Here is a 25,581-nt window from a genome sequence, read left to right as displayed (position 1 = left end):
GAATTCGCGCGGCTCGCCATCGAAGCAGGGCTGCCGCCGGGGGTGCTCAACGTCGTCACCGGCTTCGGCGAGGAGGCCGGCGCGGCGCTGGTGCGCCATCCGGGCGTGCGCAAGATTTCCTTCACCGGGTCGGTGGAGACCGGCCGCGTAGTACTCGAGGCCGCGGCCGAACGCATTGTGCCCGCCACCGTGGAGCTGGGCGGCAAATCGCCCTTCCTCGTATTCGACGACGCCGACCTCGACCGCGCCGCCATGCTCGCCATCAAGGCCTTCGTGCTCAACTCTGGCCAGATCTGTTCGGCCGGCACGCGGCTGCTGGTGCAGCGCGGCGTACAACGCGCCTTCACGGACCTGCTCGTCGAGCGGCTGCGGGCCTTGCGCGTCGGCCCCGGCGGCGAGAACCCGAATCTGGGTCCGCTAATCTCCGCGCGCCAGCTCGACCGCGTGCAGCGCTACCTGGAAATAGGCCTCGCGGAAGGCGCCGCACTAGTGCATGGCGGCGGCCGTCCGGCGCACCTGCCCGCGGGCGGCCATTTCATCGAACCCACGCTGTTCACCGACGCCCACAACGGCATGCGCATCGCGCGCGAGGAAATCTTCGGCCCGGTGGCCGTGGTGATCCCGTTCGACACCGAGGACGAGGCCGTCGCGATCGCCAACGATTCCGACTATGGCCTGGCCTCCGCCGTCTGGACAGCCAACGTGGGCCGCGCGCATGCACTGGCCGAGCGGCTCCAGTCCGGCCAAGTCTATGTGAACGACTATCAGCCGATCGGCGTTGAAGCGCCCTTCGGCGGCTACAAGCACAGCGGCTACGGCCGCGAGAAGGGCCTGGCCGCGCTGCACGACTACAGCCAGCTCAAGACCGTCATCGTCAGCAAGGCACGCGCGCCCCGCCAGGCTTCTCTGGCCTGACCGCTGTCCGCCCTACCAACCACACCCTCTCCATCATGCTCAACAGAAGACAATTCGGCTTGGCCACGCTGGCTGCGGCCGCCACGGCAACCGCCAGCGCGCAGGCGCCCTACCCCTCAAAGCCCATCACCATGTACGTCGGCTTCGCGGCCGGCAGCGCCACCGACGTGGTCGCCCGCGTTGTGTCGAACCGGCTGGCACAGCAGCTCGGCCAGCCCTTGGTCATCCAGAACGTGACCGGCGCTGCCTCCACGATCTCCACCGCCACCATCGCCCGCGCAGCGCCGGACGGCTACGCGCTCACCACCGTCTCGGGCGCGCTGGCCATCGGCCCCGCTGTGTACCGCGACCTGAAGTACGACGTCGAACGCGACCTGGAGCCCATCGGCCTCATCGGCTCACTGCCCACGGTGCTGCTGGTGCGGGACAGCCTGCCCGTGCGCAGCCTCGCTGAATTCATCCAGTATGCACGCCAGCACAGGGGCCAGCTCAACTACGGCTCCTCCGGCGTGGGTGGATCCACGCACCTGGCCACCGAGCTGCTCTGCGATGCCATCGGCGTGCGCATGGCGCATATCCCCTACCGTGGCAACGGCCCGGCGGGCGCGGCGCTGCTCGCCGGCGAGATCGACGTGTTGATCGATACGGTGCTGCTCGCGGCCCAGTCCACCAAGACCGGCCGGGTGCGCGCGCTGGCCGTCACCGGCGCCGAACGCTCGCCCGCGCTGCCGAACGTGCCCACCTTCGCCGAGGCCGGGCTGTCGGGCTTCGACGCCTCGATCTTCTTCGGCCTCACGGGCCCGGCCGGCATGCCCGAGCCGGTCGTCACGCGGCTCAACCGGGAACTGGCGGAGGCGCTGCGCGACTCGGACGTGCACCGCCAGCTTGTGGAAACGGGCGGCCTGCGCCTGTCGCCGGGCACCCCCAGGCAGATGCGCGACGTGGTGCGCGCCGAACTCGCAAAGTGGAAAACCATCAGCCGCAAGGCTGGGATCCAGGCCGAATGACCGAAGCGCATTCCGACCACACAGCGGATGGCGCCGAGCGCCGCGGGCCGTTAGCGTCCTACCGGGTGCTGGAGATCGGCTCCACGATCGCCGGGCCGTTCTGCGGCCGGTTGCTCGCGGACTTCGGCGCCGAGGTCGTCAAGGTGGAGGCGCTGGAGGGCGACCCAGTGCGCACCATGGGCAGCCACGACGAAGGCGTTTCGCTCTACGCCGCGAGCATCCTGCGCAACAAGGCCAACGCCGCCATAGACCTGCGTACCGAGGCCGGCCGCGAGGTCGTGCGCGCGCTGGCTGCGCGCTGCGACGTGATGATCGAGAACTTCCGCCCCGGCACGCTGGAAAAATGGGACCTGTCCTGGGCGCGCCTGCACGAGGCCAACCCCGGCCTCGTGCTCGTGCGTATCAGCGGCTACGGGCAGACCGGCCCCTACAGCGCCCGCCCCGGCTACGGAGTCATCAGCGAAGCGATGAGCGGCCTGCGCAGCGTGACGGGTGACCCGGACCGACCGCCCGCGCGGATGAACACCTCGCTCACCGACTATCTCACCGGGCTGTATGCCGCGTTCGGCGCGCTGGCGGCGCTGGACCATCGCAACCGCACGGGCCAAGGGCAGGTGGTAGACGCCGCGCTCTACGAGTGCGGCTTCAGCCTCATGGAGCCGCACGTGCCCGCCTTCGCCCACCTGGGCATCATCGCGCAACGCACGGGATCGGCCCTGCCGGGCTCCGTGCCCAACAACCTCTATGCGACGCGCGACGGGAGGCACCTGCACATCACAGCGATGGCCGACACGGTCTTTCGCCGCCTGTGCGGCGCGATGGGGCAGCCCCATCTAGCGGCCGATCCGCGCTTTGCCCAAGGGCGCGATCGCGGGCGCAACGCTGCCGCGATCGACGCCATCGTCGCGGCCTGGGCCGCCAGCCTCGCGCTGGAAGACGCCGAGGCCGCGCTGCGCAAGGCTGATGTGCCCGCCGCACGCATCTACTCCGTGGCCGACGCTTTCGACGACCCGCACTACCGCGCTCGGAACATGCTCGTCACCGCGCCATCGTCGGCCCTTGCCAGCGGCGTGATGATGACCAACGTCGTGCCCCGGCTGGAGCGCACGCCCGGCGAAGTGCGACACGCTGGTCGCAGGCTCGGAGAAGACACCCGGACCATCCTGGAGCGCTGGCTCGCGCTGGAAGACGACGACATCGCCGCGCTCGCCGACGCGGGCGTGGTACACATCCCATGACACCATCACAACAGACACCGCACATCCCCCCCCCCGAAGCCGACCCCTCCGCGCCCCTGTGGCAGCCTGAGCTCGTGGAGCTCTCGCAGCGGCACGCCTATGCCGAAGCCATGGGCGGCCCCTACGCGGTGGCACGGCACCGCGCCAACGGCAAGCTCACAATCCGCGAGCGCATCCGCACGCTGGCGGACGAAGGCAGCTTCCAGGAGATAGGCAAGCTCACAGGCCAAGGCAGCTACGCCGATGGACGCCTCACAGGCCTGACGCCGGCTCCCTACGTGATGGGACTGGCCCAGATCGACGGACGCGACGTGGCCATCGGCGGCGAAGACTTCACCATCCGTGGCGGAGCGAGCTGGAGCGGCGACCGCAAGAAGGGCGGCCAGGGCGGCTTCGTCGAGGATCTAGCACTGCACTACCGCATGCCGCTCGTGAACCTCGTCGACGGCGCTGGCGGCAGCGTGGGCGCCCAGCGCAAGCGCGGGCACACGGTCTTCCCGGGTGTGCACGGCTTCGAGACCTCGGTGGACCTGCTGGGCACCGTGCCCGTGGTCAGCGCCGTGCTCGGCTCGGCAGCTGGCGGGCCCGCGGGGCGGGCCATCCTCTCGCACTGGTCCGTCATGACGCCGGGCTCCGGCCACATCTTCGCGGCGGGCCCGCCGGTGGTCGAGCGCTCACTGGGTCAGAAGATCACCAAGGAGGAACTCGGCGGCGCGCGCGTGGCCGTCGAGCAGGCCGGCCTCGTGGACAACGTGGCGCCCGATGAGCACGCCTGCTTCGCAATGGTGCGTCGCTACCTTTCGTACATGCCCCGCAACGTGTGGGAACTGCCACCGGCCATCGACGCCACCGACCCGCCGTGGCGCCGTGAAGAACGACTGGCTTCAATCGTGCCGAGGGACCGCCGGCGCGCCTACGACATGCGCCAGCTCCTTACACTGGTGGCCGACCAGGAATCGCTGTTTGAGATCCAGCCCACCTATGGGCGGGCGCTCATCACGTCGCTCGGACGCCTGAACGGCAAAGTCGCCGGCTTCATCGCCAACAACCCCCGCCACTATGGCGGCGCGATGGACGTGCAAGCCGCCCGCAAGCAGACCCACTTTATCGAGCTATGCGATACCTTCCACATTCCGCTGGTGTTCTTGGTGGACGTGCCCGGCTTCATGGTCGGTCGTGACGCTGAAGCCGCCGGCACGCTGCGCGAGGGCATGCGCAGCGTGTATACCGCGCTGCAGGCCAGCGTGCCCATGATCACCGTGGTGATCCGCAAGTGCTACGGCATGGCCGGCATGGCCACGACCGACAAACGCGGCATTGGCCTCAAGCTGGCATGGCCATCAGCCGAGTGGGGCTCGCTGCCGCTGGAGGGTGGCGTGGCCGCGGCGTTCCGCCGCGAGATCGCCGACGCCCCTCACCCGGCCCTGCGCGAACGCGAGATTGAGGCCGAGCTGCGCGCCCTCTCCTCGCCTTTTCGCACGGCCGAGGCGTTCGGCGTGGAGGACATCATCGACCCGCGCGACACCCGCCGCTACCTTTGCCGCTTCATCGACGCCGTGCAGCCCCGGCTGCGCACGGAGCTGGGGCCGAAGGCGCGGTACGGCGTGCGGCCATAGCCCTCACGGCGACTCCATCGCGCGTATACATCGCGCAGCGCCTGCGCGAACAGCAACTGCTCCTCGTGCCGCTCGCCGCTGTGGCGCTCGAACAGCGTGATCGGCGGCTGCGTCCAACCGAATGCGTGGCGCACGATGGCCACGCCTGCGACACGCGCCAGCTCCTGCGCGATGTCGGCCGGGACGATGGAGACGGATCGCTCGTTGGCCGCCACCAGCTCGCCGATCACCTTGGCCAACAGGCTTTCGACGAAGGGCGGCAGCGGCTCGACGCCCACGCACAGCAAGATGTCGGTGATCTGTTCGCGCATGGGCGTGGCGCGCTGACCCAGCACCCAGTCCAGTTCGGCCAGTTCGCTCCAGCACGGGGCTGGCGGTCGAGCCGGGAAGCCAGCCGCCGGTGGGCAATCAGGCGCTTCTGCTGCTGGTCGAGCACTTCGTGGCGCAGCCCGCCCATGTCGAGAATGGCACCGGTGCGGCCGATGACGCAGCTGAGCTCGTGCGCGCAGCCGCTCCGGCATACGGCCGGGTATGTTCGACATTGAGGGCCGTCAACCGTTCTTCGGCATCCACCTCGAACGAATTCTCGTCAGCCCAGCCAGTGGCAGGCTCCACAGAGAACACCTGACCGCAGCGTTCAAGGTCGAGAACCTCCAGCAGATTCCCGTCATCGCTAGGGGCATTGGCGGTTTGGACGGCAGCGTACCTGCCGCACTTTGAGAGCCCTATGTTGAATACATTGGCACTGTAGTGCCGCCGATACCGTTCGCAGCCACCGGGATCAATGGCGACCACATCGCCTCGCAGGGCCGAACCGCACCCCATCCTGAACGATGTAGTTGCCTGCATCGCAAGCCGCCGCGTCCATGGGGCGGGCGAAGCAATGCAGTTCGTGCATAAGCCTGTCGGACGAATGATCGACAAGAACGACTCGACCATGGCCGCCTTCTCGAAAGCCACCTCTTCCGGCGCCATCAGAGTCATTGCAACCGACGATCCACCGCTTACTGGGTGAGCGGCGTACCCGCCCAAAGAAGTCGGGTCGCTTCAGGGGCGATTCATGGTGCCCACCGCGGTCTGAGTGAACCACTGATCGGTCACGGCCTGCGTAGCCAGCGGACAAGTCGAGCTTGAGCTGGTACTCGTTGTACCAACCCTTCAAAGAATTCTTCGTTGGATAGCCCAGCTGCCGGATGGTCGGCCTGACGCGCTTGCCCAGCTTGATGCGGAGCTCGACGGCTCGGATTCGATCTTCGTAGCAATACATGAACTACCTCCTGATAGTCCGATTTTTCGTCCGCCCCCCCCAAAGCTCCTTGCATCTGGACGCCTGCACACGACTCACAGGCTTAGCGCCTCACCAGCGTCGGTTCCTCGCTCCAACTCTGAAGGTTAACAGGCCCAATATCGCCGACAACACGATCAATCCCCACTGGGAGAGTGTTGGAATGCTATTCACGCCGCTGGGCGGTGTGGTAACCGTGGTGGTCGCGGTGGACGCATTATTAGCCGGGTTGGTATCGCCTGGCGCATCTACAGTGGCCGTATTGACCAGTGGGTGTGCGCCAGTGTATGGCGAGGCCAGTGTGGTGTTGACAGTGAAAGTGCGTGATGCGCCAACCACCAAGGAGCCTACATTACAAGTGACCTTACCAACAGCCTCCACACAGCCGGGGGCGGAAATGAAGGTCAGCCCGACAGGCAGCACATCCAGAATCTGTGCGCCATCGCTGGGCAGCGGGCCATTATTGGTGACAACCAGCGTGTATGCCAGGGCGGCACCGGGGGGCAACGGGCCTGCAGGCGCTGTCTTGCTCAACGCCAAGTCTGTGGCTACGGTAAACCGGCGGGCTGTGGTGTCGTGTGCCACCACATTGTTGGCAAGAAGGGTCTCTGGCTCATCCACAGTGACACTTGCCTGATTGAACGCCGTGCCGCTTGTGGCACCGCCCACCGTGAGCGCCTCTGCGCGCATCACGTAAGTCACAGTCGCTGACTGACCACTGGCTAGCCCCGGGAAACTGCAGATCAGCGTACCGCTTATGGCACCGATGGCCGGTTGGCTACAGCTGCCGCCCGCATTCACCGTGAGAGAGCCCTGATAGCTGAAGGTGGCAGTCGGCGAAGACCCTGGCGCAGGGAAGATGTCCGTCAGTACGACATTAGTACCGAAGGATGGGCCACTATTGTTGACGGTGATGGTGTAGGTTGTCGGTTGGCCCAAATCCACGGGGTCAGAGCTGTCCACCTTGTTGACAAGAATGTCCAGCTGCGCGGCTGTTACCGCTGTGGTGGTGGTCGCCGAGTTGTTAGCGGTATTGGACTCGGCTGTGGTGGTGGAAACGGACACAGTGTTTACCACGTTGCCGCCAATCGCCGTGCCAAGAGGCCGCAATTGGTAGGTGATCGTGTTCTGTGAGCCACTATTGAGGCTGGCCCATGTGCAGGTGAGTGTGCCACCCCGCGCCCCCACAGCAGGCGTGGTGCAACTCCCACCGCCGGAAGCAGAGGCACTGATGAACGCCGCATTGGTGGGCAGGTTATCCACGGCCTGCACGTTCTGCGCAGTGGAGGGGCCATTGTTACGCACAGTGGCCACAAATGTGATTGGCGCGCCAGCGGGCACGCTCAATGGCGTGGCCGTCTTGGCGGCAGTGAGGTCCACGGCGGCAGTGACCTGGCTGGTCACAGTAGCGCTGTTGTTGCCAGGAACCGGATCGCCCACATCAGGCGAAGTAACGCTGGCCGTATTGGTTCGCATGCCCGTTACGGCGATGCTGGGGCGAACCACTAGCGTTACGGTGGCTTGTGAGCCTGAATTCAACGTGCCGAGATTGCAGCTGAGCGTTTGCGAGGTTCCATTGGTCGCGCTGTTGGGTGTGCAACTGCCTTGCGATGCAACGGCAGATTGGAAACCCCCTGTGTTCAGCAAACTGGTGAGCCCATCCGTCACCATCACATTTGTGGCTGGGTCAGGCCCTTGGTTATCTACCGTGATGATGTAGGTGAGATCCTGGCCTGCCACCACCGGGTTGGGAGCAGCAGTTTTGGACACCAAACGCAGATCGGCTCCCGTCACAGTTGCGGTAACGCCTACGCCCGCACAGTCGTTCGTGGGGTTGTTATCTGTGCGTACGCCAGCGCCCAATGCCACACAGGCGTTGTTGGTCGCGGTACCTGCACTCGTGAGCACAGCTGACACTGTCACGGGAGATGCATTCACGTTGACGGCCAAACCGTCGCTTCGGGTGCAACTCCAGGCGGTCGGTCCTGTCACGGGCAGTGCACCGCAAGTCCAACCGGCAGTGCTCACGGCACTGCTGAGGGTTACACCAGCTGGCACTTGGTCAGTGATGGTGATGTTCTGACCGACAGGCACCGCCAGCGGGCCGAGGTTGCGCGCTGTGAGCGTGTAATTGAATGGCACATTGGGCACCACGGGGTTGATGCTGGCGGTCTTGGCCAGGCGCATGTCTGCATCATTGCTGGCAGTGACATTCACATTGGCCAGATTGTTGCCCGGCACCGGATCCGGTACCAGCGTGGTGATGCTCGCCGTGTTGCCCACTGTGCCTGCCAGCGTCGCTGTGGCAGTGACTGTGATAGCGGGCATATTGGAGAAATTCGAACCGGTGTACTCCGCTCGCGTACACGTGACGGTCGCGTCGCATGTCCAACCGCTGCCCGTGGCAGACACGAAGGTCAGACCCGCGCCCAACGTATCGATGACGGTGATCGGCTGCCCCAGGAGCGACACGCCACCGTTCAAGCGGGGCGTAAGCGTATACACCACGTTGTCACCCACGGCCACATTGGCAGCGTTGGCGGCCTTGGTGATGGATACGTCCACACCGTTGGTAGAAGTGACGTCAACAGCGCTGGTGTTGTTCGCAGCGTTGCCGTCAGGCATCGCAGAACCATCTGACTTCAAACCGGCCACTGCAAATGCTGCCGTGACCGTGCCATTTACGTTCGCAACGGCAGGCACTGTCAACTGAGCCGCTGCCGCCCCATTGGCAAGTGAGCCAGAGCGAGTACAAACAACGGTACCACTGCTCAGCGGATATCCGGATGATGGGCTACAAGACCAGTTAGTACCTGCAGGTACACCGGTGATGGACGCGCCGCTGGGTACTGTAAACGTAATGCGCTGGCCGCCATCTGCAGCATCGGGGCCATTGTTGACTACGTGAAGCCCATAACTGAACGCTTGACCGCCAGCTACGCTGCTCGCCGAAGGGATTGCTGTCACGGCCAAGTCTGCAGCCTGCGTGGCCGTAGTGTCCTGGATGTTGTTGACGTTGTTGCTGGTATTCGGATCCGACGTAGCACTCCCTGCCGTTGCGCTATTGGTCCACACGCCTGCTGAGGGTAGCCGCACGCGAATAGTGACTGTTTGGTTGGCATTGAACGGAATGTTGCCCAGAGTGCAGTTAACGACTCCGCCCGCTTCGCCGCAAGAGCCGGCTGTCGTGGTTACATCGACGAAAGTAGAGCCTGCCGGGATTGTGTCGGTGAGCGTGACCCCCGATGCGCCATTGGGTCCATTGTTGTCGATACGCAGCGTGTAAGTGAATATGCCGCCAGCGGGGCCAGGGTCTGGCGAGTCCGCGTGATTGATCACCAGGTCTGCCGATTGAGCCAATGCCGCACCAGCAAACAAGGTGCTAGTCAGTAGCAGCCAACGAAATCGGCGCACTGCCGATGCGGCGCTGGGTGGTGAAGGCGCATGTGCGCGCCACCAGGATCGCGTCAATCCAGAATGCATGAGATTTCCCTGAGACTTAATGAACTTGAGGTGCGCGCTCATCGCTTCTACCTGGAGAGCGCAAGCAAACGGACGTGTTATGAAGACCGGCTTTAGCGGTCGCTCAGTCAACGCAGGCTGCGAAATTTACCAAGGACCGCGCGTGAAATTGACTGCGCAATCGTTAACAATCTTGTTTGAGGTTTGCTGCCAACAGCTGAGTTACTGCGGTACGCAGGACCAGCCCCACGGGGCAAGAGCCAAGTAGTCGATCATTGCGCTGATCCAGAGCTCGCCGTGGAGTGCGGCGTGGCGATCAAGTTGGACGTGAATGAGATCGCAGCGCTGTCGCGTCACTGCCATTCATTAGCGGTTGAGATCATTCTTTCTGAGTAGCTCGGTGAATCGAAATGAGTGCACCGGGCTGTCCATATCAGACCTTGTTCAGCCGGCCGACGAAAACGTGGGGTAGCGGTTGTATCTCGGAAAAGGAGATGCAACTTTTCATCACGCGCTCACGCTCCGATTTTCTTTTCTTGGCGTGCGCGTTGCACCGTCAACAAATGTCAAAGCCGTGGACGGCACAGGCCCCAAGGCCAGACGCCAAGGTTTTATCGAGAATAATCACACATTGCATGTTCAGGGGAGAAACAATGCGCATCGCTGCGCTGGACGACGATGCACTCCAGCTGGATCTGATCAAACAGGCTACGCTGGCCATGGGACACACCTGCCATACCCACCTCCACGGTGCTGATCTGCTGCGCGAAATGCGCCGAGAGACCTTTGATTTGCTGATCGTGGACTGGCACCTTCCGGATATGACTGGCCCGGACGTGGTGCGATGGGTGCGCAAGAATGTCGGTGCACAATTGCCCATCTTGTTCGTGACACACCGGCAGGAGGAGCGAGACATCATCGAAGGACTTGGCAGTGGCGCCGATGACTTCATGGTTAAGCCTGTACGCATCGGTGAACTTAGCGCACGCGTGGCCGCCCTGCTGCGCCGCGCGTATCCCGCTTCGGCTGGCGGGGAGATAGTGGAGTTTGGCCGCTACCGCTTCCTGTCTGAAACCCGATCGATCGAGATCGACGGCGTCCCTGTCGAGCTGAAGAACCGCGAGTACGATCTAGCCCTGTTCTTGTTCCAGAACATGGGAAGACTGTTATCGCGTGACCACCTCAAGGAAATCATCTTGGGTCAGGTGGCAGACGTAATGTCGCGCTCGCTCGACACACACATCTCGCGCCTCCGTACTCTGCTGGATCTGCGCCCCTCCAACGGCTTCATCGTTTCCGCAGTGTACGGAGTGGGTTACCGGTTTGAAGCGCTCGAAACCCAGCAAAGGGCATGAGACGTCTTCGCAGCCCGGCTCGCTCCACGGCAGGCCTATTCCGCCGTCCCTGCGGCACGAAGGAGAGTAACTTGGCGACGAACAACGGCCGCAGGCGCGGGGCCTCGCGGGTCACCGCATTTGCCATCACGGCGCTTGCTGGATGGATGGCGGGCGCAAGCGCCCAGGCTGGCCCCGGCATTTCCCAGACCGATGAAATTGCCCACACCGTACAGGAGGGCGACACACTTGAAGGCCTTGCCCGGGCCTATCTGGCTGCCCCTCGACAGTGGTCGCTACTGCAGGCACGCAACAAAGTGTCGGATCCCCGCCGACTCCGTCCGGGCTCCGTGGTCTGGATTCCAGTGAGCCTGCAGCCTTCCGAAAGTGCCACAGTCGAATTCGTCGATGGCCAGGTCACGCAGCAGCCCCGCAGCGGCGGCGCGCCGACGCTGGTGGCTCCTGGCGGACGGCTTGGGGAAGGGACAGTGCTGCAAGTGGGCACAGATTCATTCGTGACGGTCAAACTCGCCGATGGCACCTTGGTGCGGGTGCAAGCCCGTTCTGAATTGCAACTGCGGCAGCTGCGCCGAAGAGGCCGCGCGGGAAGCCTACAGTCGGTGCTGGAAATGCGAGGCGGCGGGGTGGAATCCACGGTACCGCCTAACAACGAGACATTTCGCCGATTCGAGCTGCGCACGCCGATGGCTGTAACGAGCGTGCGCGGCACTCGCTTCAGCGTGACCATCGACGATACGGGTCAAGCCGTTGCTTCGGTACTCAACGGATCTGTAACGGTGCAATCGCGCGAGGCCACAGTTCCGCAGAACACCACGGCGTTGCTGGCGCCGGGTCAAGGACTGGCCATAACGGCCGATGGCGCGGTGGGTGCGCCTCGGCCGTTGCTGGCAGCGCCCGACACCTCGGGCGTTCCGGATAGGCTCGGAGACGTCGGTATTCTGGCCATTGACGTGCCGGAACTGCCAGGCGCTGCGCGCTACGAGGCCCAGGTTGCGCGTGATACCGATTTCACTCAGGTGCTGCGCCACGGGAGCTTCATTGACGGCCATTTGCGGTGGAAAGCCCTGGACGACGGGACTTACTATTTGTCCGTACGAGCCTTGGATAGCTCGGGAATCCCGGGGACCCCGGCTATACGACCTTTCGCCATCAAGACCCGCCCGGTACCGCCGCTGTACCAGGAACCGGCGCCCGATGGCGTGGTGGCCAGCGGCGCAGGGGAGCTACGGTGCACGCAGGTTCCTGGAGTGCGCTGGTATCGCATCCAGGTGGCTAACGACGAGCAGTTCAGCCAGCCGGTGCTAGACGACCAGCGGCTGATGGACTGCCGCATGGCGCTGGCCACATTGCCTGCGGGGCGCTATTTCTGGCGCGCCGCCAGCCAGCAACTGCTCACCAAGAGCGATTCAATCGATCAGGGTCCCTTTGCACAGCCTCAGCCGTTCACGGTGGCGGATCGCCCGGCCACTGTGCAGCTTCAGTCGATTCGTGCACAGGCCAATGACACAGCGGTGCATCTGCACTGGCCAGCGCGGCCCGGCCAGCGGTTCCGACTGCAGCTGGCTCTGTCCACCGATCCGGTATTTGAACAGGTGCTGCAGGACGCCACCCTCGATGATCCCGAATGGACCGCGGCCCAGTTGCCCGCTGGCGAGTACCTAGTGCGCATCCAAGTGCTGGATGCCACCGGTTTGCAGAGCGATTTCTCGGCGCCCCGCCAGATCCGGGTAGATTCAGGCGTCCGAACGGGCACAGGCCTGCCGGTCTCCACTTCCTATGGCCAGCCGGTAGGCCGCCCTTGAGCCATCACACCAGCCTCTCCCAGATGGATATGCGCATGCGCCTCCCACCGCCACACCGCAGCTGCTGACCCATGCGGCGTTTTGTGTCTTACCGAAGCCGCCAGCGGCGTTGGGAGTGGAGTCTTTTATCCGCCGCATTGCTGGGCATGGTGGCCTGGCTCAGCGGCCCCGAAAATCTGGGTCGCGTCAATTACATTGTGCAGGATGCAGGTTTGCGCCTGATATCGCGCCCCGCGCATCCCGACATTGTGATCGTAGCCATCGATGATGCGAGCCTTGCTGCCATCGGCCGCTGGCCCTGGCGCCGAGCTCTGCACGCAGAGCTGATTTCACGTATCTCGATGCAGCAGCCACTGGCCATCGGAATGGATGTGCTATTCAACGAAGAAGACCTGGACTACCCGGAGGATGATGTGCTGCTTGCCGACGCCATTCGGCGCAGCGGACGCGTGGTGCTGCCGGTGCTGCAGCGGGTCAATGGCCCGACGGCCAGTAGTACCGCCCTGCCCTGGCCCGCGTTTGCCAGCGCAGCGGCCGGCTTGGGCCACGTGCATCTGGTACCCGACCAGGACGGAGTGGTACGCAGTTTGTACTTGCAAGAAGGGCCGGCGGCTGCACCATGGCACCACGTGAGTATGGCACTGCAGTGCGTGGCCACCTCCGTGGTGCCCCACTGCACCTCGGCAGACGGCAAACCACCCGCTAATCCACCAATTATGAGCAGCGGCCCATGGCAGCGCGCAGAGCGCACCGTCATTCCCTATGCAGGTGGCCCCGGCCACTTCGCCATGTACTCCTACATCGACGTGCTGCGGGGTCAGATACCAGCGACAGCACTTCGGGGAAAGTACGTGCTTGTCGGCACCGCAGCGCCCGGCCTGGGCGACATGTTTGCTACTCCCGTAGGCCAGCCATCGCCTCTGATGCCTGGGGTAGAGATGGTGGCCCAGGTACTGGACGCACGTCTGTCGGGCGTTCAAATCACGCCTGCCAGCACTGCGCTCAACACCGCCTTCAACTTAGTGCCGGTCGGGTGCGCGCTGGCAGCAATGCTGCTGGCAGGCCCGCTCGTGGCACTATTGATCAGCGTCGGCCTGGGCATCGTCACTCTGCTGCTGAGCGTGGTCTTGCCTTCTTGGGTCGGCTTGCAGTTCGCGCCGGCAGGCGCCCTGGCAGGACTGGCACTGGCCCATCCGCTTTGGAGCTGGCGGCGGCTGAGCGCGGCAGCGTATTTTCTACGGTTGGAAATAGACCGTCTGCAAAAGGAGGGGTTGTCTGGGCGAGTACTGGGCGGGGGCCGCGAGACTGGCGATTTCCTGGAGAAGCGCATCAATGCCGTGGAGCACGCATCCCGCCAACTGCGCGACCTGCACCACTTTGTAAGCGAGAGCCTGCAGCAATTGCCCGCGCCTATCATCGTCTGTGACCTGCAAGGGTGCATCCTACTAACCAACGTGGCAGCACGGCGGCACTTGGGCGTGGACGCGACGATGTCGCTGCAGGGCCAGTCCATAGTCAAGCTACTCCGCGACTTAGTGCAGCCAGATACGGGCGAGCCTCTTATCACCCAGGCAACGCTCCGGAGCCGCGATACGTCCGTGCAGAGTGAAGTCCGCGACGCCCAAGGCCGTAACGTTCTCGTGCAGTGCAGCCCTTTCACCGATTTGGCTCAGGCGGGCTGGCTGCTGACGCTGGTGGACGTGACTGACATGCGGAGTGCGCAGTCGCAGCGTGACCAGGCGTTGAACTTCATTTCGCACGATATCCGCTCGCCCAATGCATCCATCCTCACGTTACTTGAAATGCAACGCGCGTTTCCTGGTCGCATGTCATCTGACGAGCTGATGCTGCGTATTGAACGTTATGCACGCGCATCTCTCGGCATGGCCGAGAACTTCGTTCAGCTCGCCAGCGCCCAGTCGCAGGAATACAGCATGGGACCCGTAGATCTCGTCGCGCTGCTAACCGAAGCGGTGGACGATCTATGGGTCTTGGCCCGCGACAAGGGCGTAGGTGTTGCTGTCACGGAGGCTCCGGACTCCGCGCCCATTCTTGGCGAGCGAGCTCTACTATCTCGCGCTTTGAACAACGTACTGCACAACGCAGTTAAGTTCAGTCCGCCATCTGGCGCAGTACGATGTAGCATCGTTGCGCAACAGAGACACTGGATAATGTCGGTGCGCGACGAAGGGCCAGGTATCGCCCCTGAACTTCAGAACCAAATGTTCCTGCCGTTTCAGCGCCTGCACGACCGTAGCCATCCGACCATCACGGGCGTGGGCCTAGGTTTGGCATTAGCGCGTTCCGTCGTCGAGCGCCATGGTGGCACGATGGAAGTACATAGCGAAATTGGGCGTGGAGCGGATTTCAGGCTAGTGTTACCGAAGGACGCCGGAGCAGTTCAGAACCATTCAGTATTGCAAGCTCCGTAACTTATCCATGACTACGTACGCGGACCTATTCGCACCAAAGGAAGCCCTCGATAGACGGATCGAGACTGCGCGGGAGGCACAAGCGGCGAGGGCACCGAACTGTGTTCGGCAGATAAGGTTCACGAATTCGAGTTCACTGCTCAGGGCGCTGGGTCCAGCATCCATTTCTGGGCCGTTGAGTTCAATCGGGCATGGGATCATCGATTGTGATTGCCGCCAGCGAAGGCGCTAAGCTCAAACGACATGGTGTTGGCTGTCGCTGTTCTCGTTCGCTGGCTCGATGTTGCGACTTGTGATGCAAGACATCCATCTGAGATCTGCGCCAGAGTATGAGGACTGCATATGAAATTTGCACCATATCTCCTGAGGTCCAAAGAACCATTTGTCACAGGTTTACGGCTAGGTCCTGGGTAGCATCTTCACCAATAAGAACAGTTTGCAACAAAGCTCTGCATCCGTTAGCAAGGGGAGGAAGGCCAACACGGATTGGTCGTAGACACTTTCCGTGTGCGCGATGAGAGAAGAGAGGGATCTCCTGCATGCGCGCGACGGTAGTTCACCGCGCAGCGGCTGCCGTGCGGCAGTGGCTGTGTTTCGCCCTGGTGGCGGCCATTCCCTGCATCGGTTCTGCGGATACCGCCACAGGCCTCACCTGGCTCCAGTCACAGGTACAGGCAGGAGGCCAGCTCAGCAGTGTCTCCAGCGCCGCCACCGTGGCACAAAGCCAATGCGAAGTCGCCCACACCCTGCTGGAACTCTCCGGTCCGGGAACTGCACCTGCAGCCCTCACCGCCGCGCTGGACAGCGCAGTCCTTGGTGAGACCGTCACCGAAGTCTTGGCTTGCACCCAATGGCTGCAGCAACAGCAAGGCCAGATTCCACGGACCTCCGAACTGCAAAGCCGCCGCACAGCCACCAACGGCTTTGCAGCCTTCGAGGGCCAAACCGGCCCCAGCGTTCTGGATACCGGCTGGGCCCTGCAGGCCCTGGCCAGCCAGTGGAGCAGTGCCCAGACAGACCCCACCCTGGCGTGGCTGCAACAGCAACAAATGGTCGACGGAAGCTTCACTCTGGGCCCCGGAAGTGACCTGATGACCACTGCCAGCGTTCTGCGCGGCCTGCAGGACCATCGCCAGCGCTCAGCCGCTGCCGCAGCCATCGCAGATAAGGCCGCCAATTACCTGCTGGCCCAGGCCAATGCAGCCGGACACTGGCAATCCAACGTTGGCGTCACGGCACTCGTCTATGAAGCCGTCCACCCCTACAGCGGCACACAACCCGCTCTCGCAACTGCCGTCCAAAACTGGCTTCTCGCAGGCCAGGCCACCAACGGAGCCTGGAACAACGACGATCCCTGGACCACCGCCGTGGCTCTGCGCGCTCTCGTCCTCACGGGGCGCACTCCTGTCAATCCTGCCCAGGCCGCACTGACGATCCAGTTCGTGGACGCACGCACCGGCACCCCCATCTCTGGCGTGCAGCTCACCGGCACGGGGGCAGGCAACCTCAGCGCCAACAGCAACGCGTCCGGCCAGATACAGATCCATGGATTGGCCCCCGGAGCCTACACGCTGACCGCTACGGCACCGGGATACAGCACCGTACAGATCATTGCCACCTTGCTGACCGGTAAAACCACGGACCTGGGCACCGTGCAAATGCTCGTGCCCACCAGCAGCAGCACCGCCGTCATCAGCGGCACCGTGCGGGACAGCGCAAGCGGCTCCCCCCTTGCTGGCGTGACCATATCCATCACCGGTCAAGCCATGACGGGCACCAGCGACGCCAACGGGCTCTACCTGATCAATGGTGTTGCTCCAGGCGCTGTCAGCCTGAAGGCCAGCCGGACCGGGTACTTCGACGCCACCGGACAGGCCAACGTGCTTGCCGGCCAGACCCTGAACTTCTCGCCCAGCCTGGTACTCGGCACCGCAGGTGGCCCTGGCGGGACTGCGGACTGCCGTATCGTTGGCACCGTCTCCAAAGCAGCAGACGGCACCCCCATTGCTGCCGCCACTGTCACCTTGACCGGAGCCAACACCGGCACCGCTACCTCCGACGCCAGTGGCGCATACATGCTCGCGGGCCTTGTCTCGGGCGACACCCGCATCAGTGTCACTCAGAGCGGGTTTGATGTTGCAGCCGCCAACACGCGGCTCAACTGCAGTCCCCAGGGCAACACCGCGCTGCAGTATTCACCCAAGCTGTACCCCAGCACCCAAAGTCCCGTGGACGCCAACACCGCCAGCTTGAGCGGTGTCGTGATGGATGCAGGCACCAACCAGCCCATTGCGGGCGCACAACTGACCGTCACCACGAACACCAACATCGTTCGTAACGCTGTCAGCCACGCGGACGGACGCTTCACCCTCAGCGGCCTGGACGGAGCCACAGCACAACTGGTCGTGGTAGCCACCGGATACCAAGGCCTGAACGCCACCTACACCCTGCAGCCAGGGCAGGCGATTGACCTGGGACAGATCCGCCTGCGCCCGCCCAAGGTGACGCAGCTGACGCTAGACCTGCAAGTGCAATCCGTCAAGCGCCACACCACACAGACCGACCCGCAGACCCTGCGGGTGTCCGGGGCGCTGCAGGTGCAAGTGCGAAACGCTGGCACCCAGGCCGCACCGGTGAACGTGCCCGTCCTGGCCTTCCAGGATAGCAACGACAACGGCCAGTACGACCCCAGCACCGACACCGTGCTGGGACAGGCAACGCTGGCCGCAGCACTGGGTACTGGCCAGTCCCAAACATTGACGATCGACGTAGCGGGCTTGCTGCCATTTCGCGATGCGCCCATCCATGTGGTGGTGGATCCTTCGGGAGCTCTGGCCGAGAGCGACAAGGCGAACAACGTGCGCTCCAGTGCGCAGGATGTGTTGTTTGTGCCTCAGCCGGGGACGTTTGATCCTCAACTGAAATGGCATTGGGATGGCAGCAATTCACCTTATCCCGAATACAACCAAGTCATGATGGCTCCTGTTGTTGGGCGGATTCTTGACACCAACCACGACGGGCGAATAGACGAAAAAGACAGCCCATCCGTTGTATTCACCTCCTTCACGGTAGCTCAGGGATACAACGGCGAAGCAACGATTCGCGTCGTCAACGGAAAGACAGGCGAACACCACCTTTCTATCCGAGATCCGAGCATTGCCGCCGCAGGCAGTTTGGCGCTCGCTGATTTGGATGGGGATGGCCAGCCTGAAATCGTCGCAGTTACGCGTAGCTATCAAATCGTCGTCTATCGGAATACGGGTGCCAGATGGTGGATGTCTGAAGTGGTCGCCACCGCCGATGGCTATCCCGCTTGGGGTGCGCCGTTTGTTGCTGATATTGATGGTGACGGAAGGCCGGAAATTCTCTACGGCAACGCAGTTCTAAACCATGACGGATCAATCAAGTGGAAAACAACGGGGAATTTTGTTGGAAGCTCATCCCAAAGTAACGGCCGCTTTTCTATTCCTGTCGTTGCTGATATCCAAGGTACTGGCAAAGCAAATGTGGTGCTTGGCGGGTCTCTGTATTCCGCCGACGGCCAACTTGTGTGGCAAGCTCCAATGGATGGGTTTACCGGAATTGGCGACTTTGGATCAAAGGGTGAGCCGTCAATAGCGGTGGTGCACAACGGTCGTTTGTCACTCATCGACGCCAGCGGGCGAGTGACGTGGACGGTCAATCTCCCTGGCGGTGGCGTGGGAGGACCACCAACCATCGCAGATATGGATGGCGACGGAGTTCCTGAGATTGGTGTAGCCGGAGCATCAGCCTATTCGGTATTTAAAGGAGACGGTTCCCTACTTTGGAGTCGGGCTTCACAAGATGCGTCGTCGCAAGTTACAGGTTCGACGGTTTTTGACTTTGACGGTGACGGCGCTGCAGAGGTCTTATATGCCGACGAAGTAAAACTAAGGGTATTCGAAGGCTCCACCGGAAAGGTGGTGTGGCAGCAGCCGAACACTTCTGGAACTACGCTCGAATTCCCTCTAGTAGTTGATGCCGACGCTGATGGCCATGCGGACGTCGTTCTGATTTCAAATGACTATGGAGCAATACCCAACGCGACCGTCTACTCGCATGGCGTACGCCTCTATGGAGACGCGAATGGAGGCTGGGTGCCCACGCGCAGCATCTGGAATCAGCATGCCTACAGCATCACCAACATCAACGACGACCTGAGCGTCCCACGCAACCCCGAGCCCAGCTGGAAGAGCCACAACACTTTCCGCCTGAACCGGCGCATGGACGCAGATCCTCGGGCCATCGCAGACATCACGGCCAGCTACGTGCGTGTTGTGGACATGGGTGCGCAACCCGGCTCGCGCATCATTGTGCGCGTGGGCAACGCAGGCTCCTATAAGGTGCCAGCAGGCACCCCCATCGCGGTCTACAACACCAACCCGGCCCTGGGCCAGCCAGCAGCAGCGGCACTGGTTGCACAGGGTACGACGCAGACCGTGCTGGACGGTGGCGCTTTTGAGGACTTGGCCATCGTTCCAGCGCTGCCGTTGAGCCAGCTCAGCGCGCAAGGTACCGTGTGGATCGTGGCCGACGATGACGGCACGGGCAAGCACACCCTCTCGGACTTTGACCGTGGCAACAACGTGGCCCTGGCCGACCTGGGTGCTATCGCGTCCAGCCTGCAAATAGCTGTGGCCACCGACAAGCCTGCCTATGCAGAAACAGACGTCGCCAGCTTCTCCGCCACCGTGCGCAACACAGGAAGCTTTGCGCGTGACACATTGGTGCGCCTGACCGTGCTGGACGCTGCGGGCAAAACCGTGGACGTATTGCCGCTTAGCGCAGTAGCCAAAATACAGCCCGCCTCCAATGGCCCCGTGCAGGCCCCTTGGTCCGTGGCTGCTGTGCTGGCCGGCAGTTACGAAATTCGGGCCGAACTTGTGACCCCTCAAGGCGTGGTGTACGGCAGCGCAAGCGCACCATTCACCGTAAAAGCTGGCAGCGGTAGCGCGGGGGCCACCAGTCTCAACAGCGCCCGCGTGAGCACGGACCGCAGCCGCTACAGCCCAGTACACACCATCTTCGTTGACTCGAGGGTGGCCAACCTCAGCACCAACTTGCTGCAGGAGAACCTGCGCGCAATCACGCAAGTCATAGCACCCAGCGGCCAGGTGGTGCTCACCCGCAGCGAAGGCATCCTCCAGGCCGTCCCCCGCAGCCAGCGCAAATACGGCTACCACCTCAAGGCAGGCACCCTGGTGCCAGGCACCTACCAAGTGCGCATACAACTCTTTGGCTCGCCCAGCTACAAGAAGAGCGGCAGCGCCTTGCAAGCCAAGACCAGCCTGAGAGCGGCGCTCAAGGCTGACCCGGCGGAGGCGGAGGTGGAGCTGGCCGCCAGCGTCACCAGCTTCGTGGTGCAGGACGCAGCGCTGGGTGGCGCAGGCCTTGCAGGCCAGCTCAGCGCCACACCCACCGCCGTCCCGGTAGGCACCAGCACCGCGCTGCAGCTGAACATCACCAACAACGGCAACGCCGCCATCACAGGCTCCACCGTGCGCGTGCGCGTGCTGGACCCTATCAACGGGACACCTTTGGCTGTCTTCGCCCAAAGCGGTGTGCAGCTGCCAGTGGGCGCGAGCGGCAAGTACAACTGGAACTGGACAGCCAATGGCGCTGTGGGTAGCACGGTGCCGGTGGCAGCCACCGTGGAAATCGCGGGGGCCGAGCAACCTTTAGCGCAAGCCACCATCACGCTCATCGGAGCGGGAGAGCCGCCCCCTGGCGGGCCACAGCCCGTGCCGCTGAACTGGCAATGGTTGCTCGCACTGACTCTGCTTGTGCCCGCTGCAGCGCACATGCTCGGCAAGACCGCCAGACTGCGGGCGCACACAAACCCACAACAAAAATGATCCGCGCGAGTTCCTCCATGACAGCAGCCCACAACACCCAGACCGCCTGGCACCCCTGGCTGCGCCCCACTGCGCGCATTCTCATGGGCGCACAACTGGCTCTTGCCCTGCAGCCCCTGAGCGCGCTCGCCCAAGAACCTGGAGCTGCCCCGGTATCCGCTGCCGCCCAGGCCCAGGTGCAACGCCTGGCCCAATGGCAGCAGCGCATGGAAGCGGTAAAGATCGAACAGGCCAGAGCCGCGCAACCGGCCGGCGCCATTGCCACAGAGCGCACCAGCCGCAACCTCACTCGCGTGCATGAGCTGCTCAAGGGCATCAAGGCCCGCACCGAACGCCCGATGGTCGTCAACAAGGCGCGAAGCATAGGTGGCGCACAGGCTGCCAAGGCTGCGGCGAATCCTGAACAGGCCAACCAGGCAGACCAGGCCCAGATCAGCGAACTGCTCACCGCCATCGACGCTGACACTGATGCCGTACTGGCCGACTTTGCCGCACTGCGCGGGCAGCTCCATACCCAGCAGGTCAGCCACGAAATCCTGGCCCGCCACGACCAGGCACAGGCCGAGCTGGACAAACGGGCCAATGAACTGCGTGACCTGATTCGCCAATGGCGCCAGGCGCCCGGGACCGCCACACTGGCCGCACTGGACGCCTACTTCGAGCGCTACCCCGCCGTGCGCGCCAGCACCCCGGTGAACCCCGCCAAACTGCCCTGGAGCAACCCCACTCCCAACCAGCGCCCCCCTGCAGAAACCAAGGTGGGCTGGCTGCAGAACCTGCACAAAGGCCAGGAGGTGAAGCTGGCGCAGGCGGGAGGTGGTACAGGGGGCATCCAGTTCAACATCCCGCCCGAGCCCGGCCAGGCGCCGACTGCCGCCGACCTCGCGGAAACCCCGGAAGTCACCCTGACCGCCGCCATCCGAGCCAAGGCCCAGGAACTGGGCAACAACCCCGTGGCCATCCACAACTGGGTGCGCAACACCATTGAATGGACCCCCACCTGGGGCGCCATCCAGGGCGCGCAAGACACGCTGGACAAACAACGCGGCAATGCCGTGGACATCGCCAGCCTGCAGATCGCCTTGCTGCGCGCAGCCGGTATCCCCGCCCGCTACCAGTTTGGTACCGTGGACATGACCGCCGCCCAGGCCATGAACTGGGTCGGCAACGCAGCCAATCCTCAGGCAGCCCTGCAACTCATGAATCAGGGCGGCATTGCCGCCCGCGGCATCGCCCAAGGTGGCGCCATCCTGGCCATCCGCTTTGAACACGCCTGGGTACAGGCCTACGTCAACTGGGCCCCCAGCCGGGGAGCCAACAACGCCACCCCCACCCAACACGTCAACCCCAGCGGCCCCTTGAACGCCTGGGTCGCACTGGATGCCAGCGTCAAGCAATACAGCTACGCCAGCGGCATGAACCTGCAGACCGCCGTCTCCCTGGACGCACAGGCCCTGCTGAGCGCTGCCCAAAGCGGCGCCACCGTCAACGAACAAGAAGGCTGGGTAGAAAACCTCAACCAGGCTGCCATCCAGAGCCAGCTCACCAGCTACCAGAGCCGGCTCAAGACCTACATCGACACCCAAAAGCCTAACGCCACCGTAGGCGACGTCATCGGCAAAAAGATCATTCCCCAGACCGTGCACAGCGTGCTGGCAGGCATGACCCCGCTGGCCACCATCCAACTGGGCCAACAGGCCGCCGCCGTGCCCACCAGCCTGCAGCACCAGTTCAGCTACACCCTGAGCGACAGCTGGGGCAACGAGCTACTGAGCTACACCACCCCCACCAGCACCCTGGTGGGCAAGCGCCTGACCCTGAACTACGTCCCCGCCGACAAGGCCACCGCCGACCTCCTCGCCAGCTACCTGCCCAAGCCCAATGCCGACGGCAGCCCCATCCGGCCTGACCAGTTGCCCACCAGCCTGCCGGGCTACCTCATCAAACTGAAACCGCAAATTACCCTGGACGGTCAGGTTGTGGCGCAAAGCAGCACCACCGTCACCATGGGCACCGACCTGCAGGGCCAGGGCGGCTTCACCCAACTGCACAACCCCAAACAATGGGACTTGACCCCTGATGCCAGCCACACCGCCGGGCAAGCCACCGCCATCGGCATCAGCGCAGGCGGCATCAGCGCCAAACAGCTCGATACCCTCAAGACCAGGCTGGAGAACACCAAAACCCAGCTGCAGGCCAACAACTTGCAGAACCTCACGGGTGAGCAAATCTACGGCGACCTGCTCACCGCAGTGATCTGGAGCTGGTTTGCAGAGGCAGAAAACCACAACCGCCTGAGCCAGAACCAGGCGCACATCATTGAAAGCCCCGGCCTGTCCTACGGCCTGTTCCACTCGGTGGCCAACCCCATCACCAGTTGGGGGGTGGTGAGGAAAGTGACCTTCCCTGGGGTGAACATCGACATCGGCCACCTGAGAAACATCACCTGGGCCAAGGACAACGACGACAAGAAGTGGGTGGCGTACAACCGGCTGCGGGGCCAGTACATGAGCGCGTTAGAGCATGCGGTGCCAGAACGATTCTTTAACGACCCCGACCAGTGCAACCTGCAGGGCACAACAACACCCTCAGTAGGCTTGCCGAAATGCCCGCAAGGCATCAGCGCAGTCAAGGCCCTGGGCATCGCAGCGGCCCAAGGGCAAAAGATTTACACCATCACGCAGAAGGTCTACAACGACAACCCGGGCATCGTGAACACGGCGCTGTCAGTGCACAGCTATGAAACACAAAGCAGGGTGCAGCAGTCGCTGGATGCGGGGTATGAGGTGACCATTATTGAGAGGCCGATCACGGAGAGTGGGTGGACGGGGGCGGGGTATATCCAGATCGACCCGGCTACCGGGGCTGGTGCTTACACCATTGAAGGGGGCGGCAATGGAGGTAGTCTTGGAGATAGCGTGGCAGCTAGCGTGATGAATATCATCCAAGTTAATGTTCGCCCTCCGGTATTGGTCGCAGCAACTGCAGCAGTGACAATGTCCGTTACTGCTGTTAGTTTTACTTCTATGTGGATTTCAAATGTCGTTGAGTGCCATAAATCTGAAATTATGACTTTTATGGCGCTAATTCTTATCGCTATCGCCGCGGCATATTTGGTTTCATCTATTCCCGGCGGCCGCGAGGCTGTTGGTTCGGCAGTCGTTATAATGATTTCCGCTCTCGCACCTAGCACAGTGAACGCAGCGCAAAACAAGGGGTGCCAACTAAGTTGTTCAAAGGCCAATGGATTTCATTTTTCGAATGCCACTCCCTTGAAAATAACTGATGTTGAGCAATTTAAGATAGATGAAGGCTTTGGCCCACCAACTTCTCCTTTTGACGTTTGCGCGTGCGAGGATGGTAGTCTTGTTATATATTCTGTTGGACAGTGTGGTCGTATAAGCTGGAATAATCTTCCGCATATCACGGGTTATAGGTGGAAATAGAATGAATTTATTGAGATACTATTTAATGATCGGAGGCGCGGGTTTCGATATGAATGCTTACTCTCTTGCCTGTAAGCAGCGCAGCATCCCGACAGGTAGGGTGGGTTTTATAAAAAATCCCAGAATAAAAAATCACGAAGGAATCTCTGTGTCAATTGAATCTGGGGTTCCAGGCACTTTTGGCGATGGGTATTTTATGTGGCAATCGGAAATTGTGAACTATGCGACCAAAGAGAGTGAATTTCAGAGACAATATTCGATGCCAATGGGCTCCGATTATTCGCAGCTTTGGGTAAATGAGGAGAGTGCAATGATTAATTTTTTATTGCCATTTAAAAGCAGGATGCCAAATGTCTCGAATTACTGTGTTGGCGACTACTTTATCATTTTTAAGGTAATCTACGGCTCTTCTGATGAGGGGGGGTGTGTTTGCGCCGGATATTCTAGGCGGATCATCAGCATTCTGGCTGAAATAGGAGCGGGCATCGAATCAGACTGTGAATCTCATCAAATGCATTTTGCCAAACTAAGAAATATGTAGTTTGCTGGCTAGCACGATGCCTTGATCATTGCCCAAGTGGGCCAATACGCATCGTCTTTGGCGTACAGCACCATTTCAGGCGGCCCTGGCCGACCAGGCCACCATCGAACTCATCGCCAGCTACCGGTCCAAACCCCACGCAGGCGGCAACGCATCCTGCCGAGCGAATTACCCACCAGCCTGCTGTGCTGCCTCATCAAACTGAAGCCACAAATCACCCTTGATGGCCAAGTGGTGGCGTAAAGCAGCGTGGTCGTCACCATGGGCACGGACCTGTAAGGCCAGGGCGGCTTTACCCAGGTGTACGATCCCACGCAGCAAGACCTCACCCCGGATGCCAGTCATACCGTCTGGTAAACCACACACAGTAATGGGCATCAGCGCCGAGCAGCTCGACACCCTCAAGTTAAGGCTGGAGAACACCAAAGCCCAGCAGCAGGCCGAGAGTCCCAAGGAAGGTCTGCAAAACCTCCCCAGCTGATCTTCCGCAGCGCCAGGCATCCAAGACAGTGGCGCCATGGATCAATACAACCTGGGCCTGGATCCGCTGCCCAAGAAGACCCGCAAGGAGGTCTTCTGTTGATTTCCATGCAAAGCTGCCCCACC

The 25,581-nt window shown here is 62.4% G+C and carries 14 protein-coding genes and 1 pseudogene; 11 read left to right on the top strand and 4 right to left on the bottom strand.

Annotated elements, in window-relative coordinates; genetic code table 11:
* The 4 genes from ACDELDRAFT_RS07370 to ACDELDRAFT_RS07355 form a co-directional block, all read left to right on the top strand.
* Positions 1-915: aldehyde dehydrogenase family protein (locus ACDELDRAFT_RS07370; RefSeq protein WP_005795078.1), on the top strand; the 915-nt coding region annotated here is incomplete at its 5' end.
* Positions 916-950: 35 nt separating this feature from the next.
* A complete protein-coding gene (locus tag ACDELDRAFT_RS07365; protein ID WP_005795077.1) occupies positions 951-1,922 on the top strand; it encodes a Bug family tripartite tricarboxylate transporter substrate binding protein in 972 nt (323 codons plus the stop codon).
* Entirely contained in the window at positions 1,919-3,160 is a 1,242-nt protein-coding gene (locus ACDELDRAFT_RS07360) for a CaiB/BaiF CoA transferase family protein (RefSeq protein WP_005795076.1), read from the top strand. Before ACDELDRAFT_RS07365 ends, ACDELDRAFT_RS07360 begins: the two co-directional genes overlap by 4 nt.
* Positions 3,157-4,776: an acyl-CoA carboxylase subunit beta gene (locus ACDELDRAFT_RS07355; protein WP_005795075.1), complete on the top strand. Its 1,620-nt coding sequence runs from the start codon at positions 3,157-3,159 to the stop codon at positions 4,774-4,776. Before ACDELDRAFT_RS07360 ends, ACDELDRAFT_RS07355 begins: the two co-directional genes overlap by 4 nt.
* Here the strand turns inward: ACDELDRAFT_RS07355 and ACDELDRAFT_RS25590 are convergent.
* Complete coding sequence (locus ACDELDRAFT_RS25590) at positions 4,692-5,111, bottom strand: hypothetical protein (protein ID WP_232504735.1); 420 nt, start codon at positions 5,109-5,111, stop codon at positions 4,692-4,694. The genes ACDELDRAFT_RS07355 and ACDELDRAFT_RS25590 overlap by 85 nt on opposite strands.
* Positions 5,112-5,307: 196 nt before the next feature.
* On the opposite strand from ACDELDRAFT_RS25590, the gene ACDELDRAFT_RS07345 reads away from it, so the two are divergent.
* Positions 5,308-5,496, top strand: a complete 189-nt coding sequence (locus tag ACDELDRAFT_RS07345; RefSeq protein WP_005795072.1) for a hypothetical protein — start codon at positions 5,308-5,310, stop codon at positions 5,494-5,496.
* A 388-nt stretch (positions 5,497-5,884) separates the two neighbouring features.
* On the opposite strand, the pseudogene ACDELDRAFT_RS26185 reads toward ACDELDRAFT_RS07345, so the two are convergent.
* Both ACDELDRAFT_RS26185 and ACDELDRAFT_RS07340 read right to left on the bottom strand, forming a co-directional pair.
* Positions 5,885-6,043: pseudogene (locus ACDELDRAFT_RS26185) on the bottom strand (IS3 family transposase); the annotation flags it as partial.
* Between the two features lie 90 nt (positions 6,044-6,133).
* Complete coding sequence (locus ACDELDRAFT_RS07340; protein ID WP_040328384.1) at positions 6,134-9,586, bottom strand: IPTL-CTERM sorting domain-containing protein; 3,453 nt, start codon at positions 9,584-9,586, stop codon at positions 6,134-6,136.
* Positions 9,587-10,176: 590 nt separating this feature from the next.
* Here ACDELDRAFT_RS07340 and ACDELDRAFT_RS07335 point away from each other — a divergent pair.
* The 6 genes from ACDELDRAFT_RS07335 (at position 10,177) to ACDELDRAFT_RS24985 (ending at position 24,975) form a co-directional block, all read left to right on the top strand.
* Entirely contained in the window at positions 10,177-10,878 is a 702-nt protein-coding gene (locus ACDELDRAFT_RS07335; RefSeq protein WP_005795067.1) for a response regulator transcription factor, read from the top strand.
* A 71-nt stretch (positions 10,879-10,949) separates the two neighbouring features.
* The gene (locus ACDELDRAFT_RS07330; protein WP_005795066.1) at positions 10,950-12,680 is read left to right on the top strand and encodes a FecR family protein; all 1,731 of its coding nucleotides are present in this window, start codon (positions 10,950-10,952) and stop codon (positions 12,678-12,680) included.
* Positions 12,681-12,751: 71 nt separating this feature from the next.
* A complete protein-coding gene (locus ACDELDRAFT_RS07325; protein WP_005795064.1) occupies positions 12,752-15,112 on the top strand; it encodes a CHASE2 domain-containing protein in 2,361 nt (786 codons plus the stop codon).
* A 539-nt stretch (positions 15,113-15,651) separates the two neighbouring features.
* Entirely contained in the window at positions 15,652-20,988 is a 5,337-nt protein-coding gene (locus tag ACDELDRAFT_RS23590) for a carboxypeptidase regulatory-like domain-containing protein (protein ID WP_005795062.1), read from the top strand.
* A gap of 17 nt (positions 20,989-21,005) precedes the next feature.
* Positions 21,006-24,434, top strand: a complete 3,429-nt coding sequence (locus tag ACDELDRAFT_RS07315) for a transglutaminase-like domain-containing protein (protein ID WP_100084415.1) — start codon at positions 21,006-21,008, stop codon at positions 24,432-24,434.
* Position 24,435: 1 nt separating this feature from the next.
* Positions 24,436-24,975, top strand: coding sequence for a hypothetical protein (locus tag ACDELDRAFT_RS24985; protein ID WP_005795059.1), 540 nt, complete (start codon positions 24,436-24,438; stop codon positions 24,973-24,975).
* A gap of 406 nt (positions 24,976-25,381) precedes the next feature.
* On the opposite strand, the gene ACDELDRAFT_RS25585 is transcribed toward ACDELDRAFT_RS24985, so the two are convergent.
* Positions 25,382-25,581: hypothetical protein (locus ACDELDRAFT_RS25585; RefSeq protein WP_232504734.1), on the bottom strand; the 200-nt coding region annotated here is incomplete at its 5' end.

This window comes from Acidovorax delafieldii 2AN (genome assembly GCF_000175235.1).
In the GTDB taxonomy this organism is placed as follows: Bacteria; Pseudomonadota; Gammaproteobacteria; order Burkholderiales; family Burkholderiaceae_C; genus Acidovorax; species Acidovorax delafieldii_B.
This window is presented reverse-complemented; position numbering and strand designations above follow the sequence as displayed.

Excerpts from the sequence above, each read along its gene's own strand:
- ACDELDRAFT_RS07355 (WP_005795075.1), top strand. The coding sequence starts at position 3,157 with ATGACACCATCACAACAGACACCGCACATCCCCCCCCCCGAAGCCGAC.
- ACDELDRAFT_RS07325 (WP_005795064.1), top strand. The coding sequence starts at position 12,752 with ATGCGGCGTTTTGTGTCTTACCGAAGCCGCCAGCGGCGTTGGGAGTGG.
- ACDELDRAFT_RS07345 (WP_005795072.1), top strand. The coding sequence starts at position 5,308 with ATGTTCGACATTGAGGGCCGTCAACCGTTCTTCGGCATCCACCTCGAA.
- ACDELDRAFT_RS07315 (WP_100084415.1), top strand. The coding sequence starts at position 21,006 with ATGACAGCAGCCCACAACACCCAGACCGCCTGGCACCCCTGGCTGCGC.
- ACDELDRAFT_RS07365 (WP_005795077.1), top strand. The coding sequence starts at position 951 with ATGCTCAACAGAAGACAATTCGGCTTGGCCACGCTGGCTGCGGCCGCC.
- ACDELDRAFT_RS07335 (WP_005795067.1), top strand. The coding sequence starts at position 10,177 with ATGCGCATCGCTGCGCTGGACGACGATGCACTCCAGCTGGATCTGATC.
- ACDELDRAFT_RS07340 (WP_040328384.1), bottom strand. The coding sequence starts at position 9,586 with ATGAGCGCGCACCTCAAGTTCATTAAGTCTCAGGGAAATCTCATGCAT.
- ACDELDRAFT_RS23590 (WP_005795062.1), top strand. The coding sequence starts at position 15,652 with ATGCGCGCGACGGTAGTTCACCGCGCAGCGGCTGCCGTGCGGCAGTGG.
- ACDELDRAFT_RS07360 (WP_005795076.1), top strand. The coding sequence starts at position 1,919 with ATGACCGAAGCGCATTCCGACCACACAGCGGATGGCGCCGAGCGCCGC.
- ACDELDRAFT_RS24985 (WP_005795059.1), top strand. The coding sequence starts at position 24,436 with ATGAATTTATTGAGATACTATTTAATGATCGGAGGCGCGGGTTTCGAT.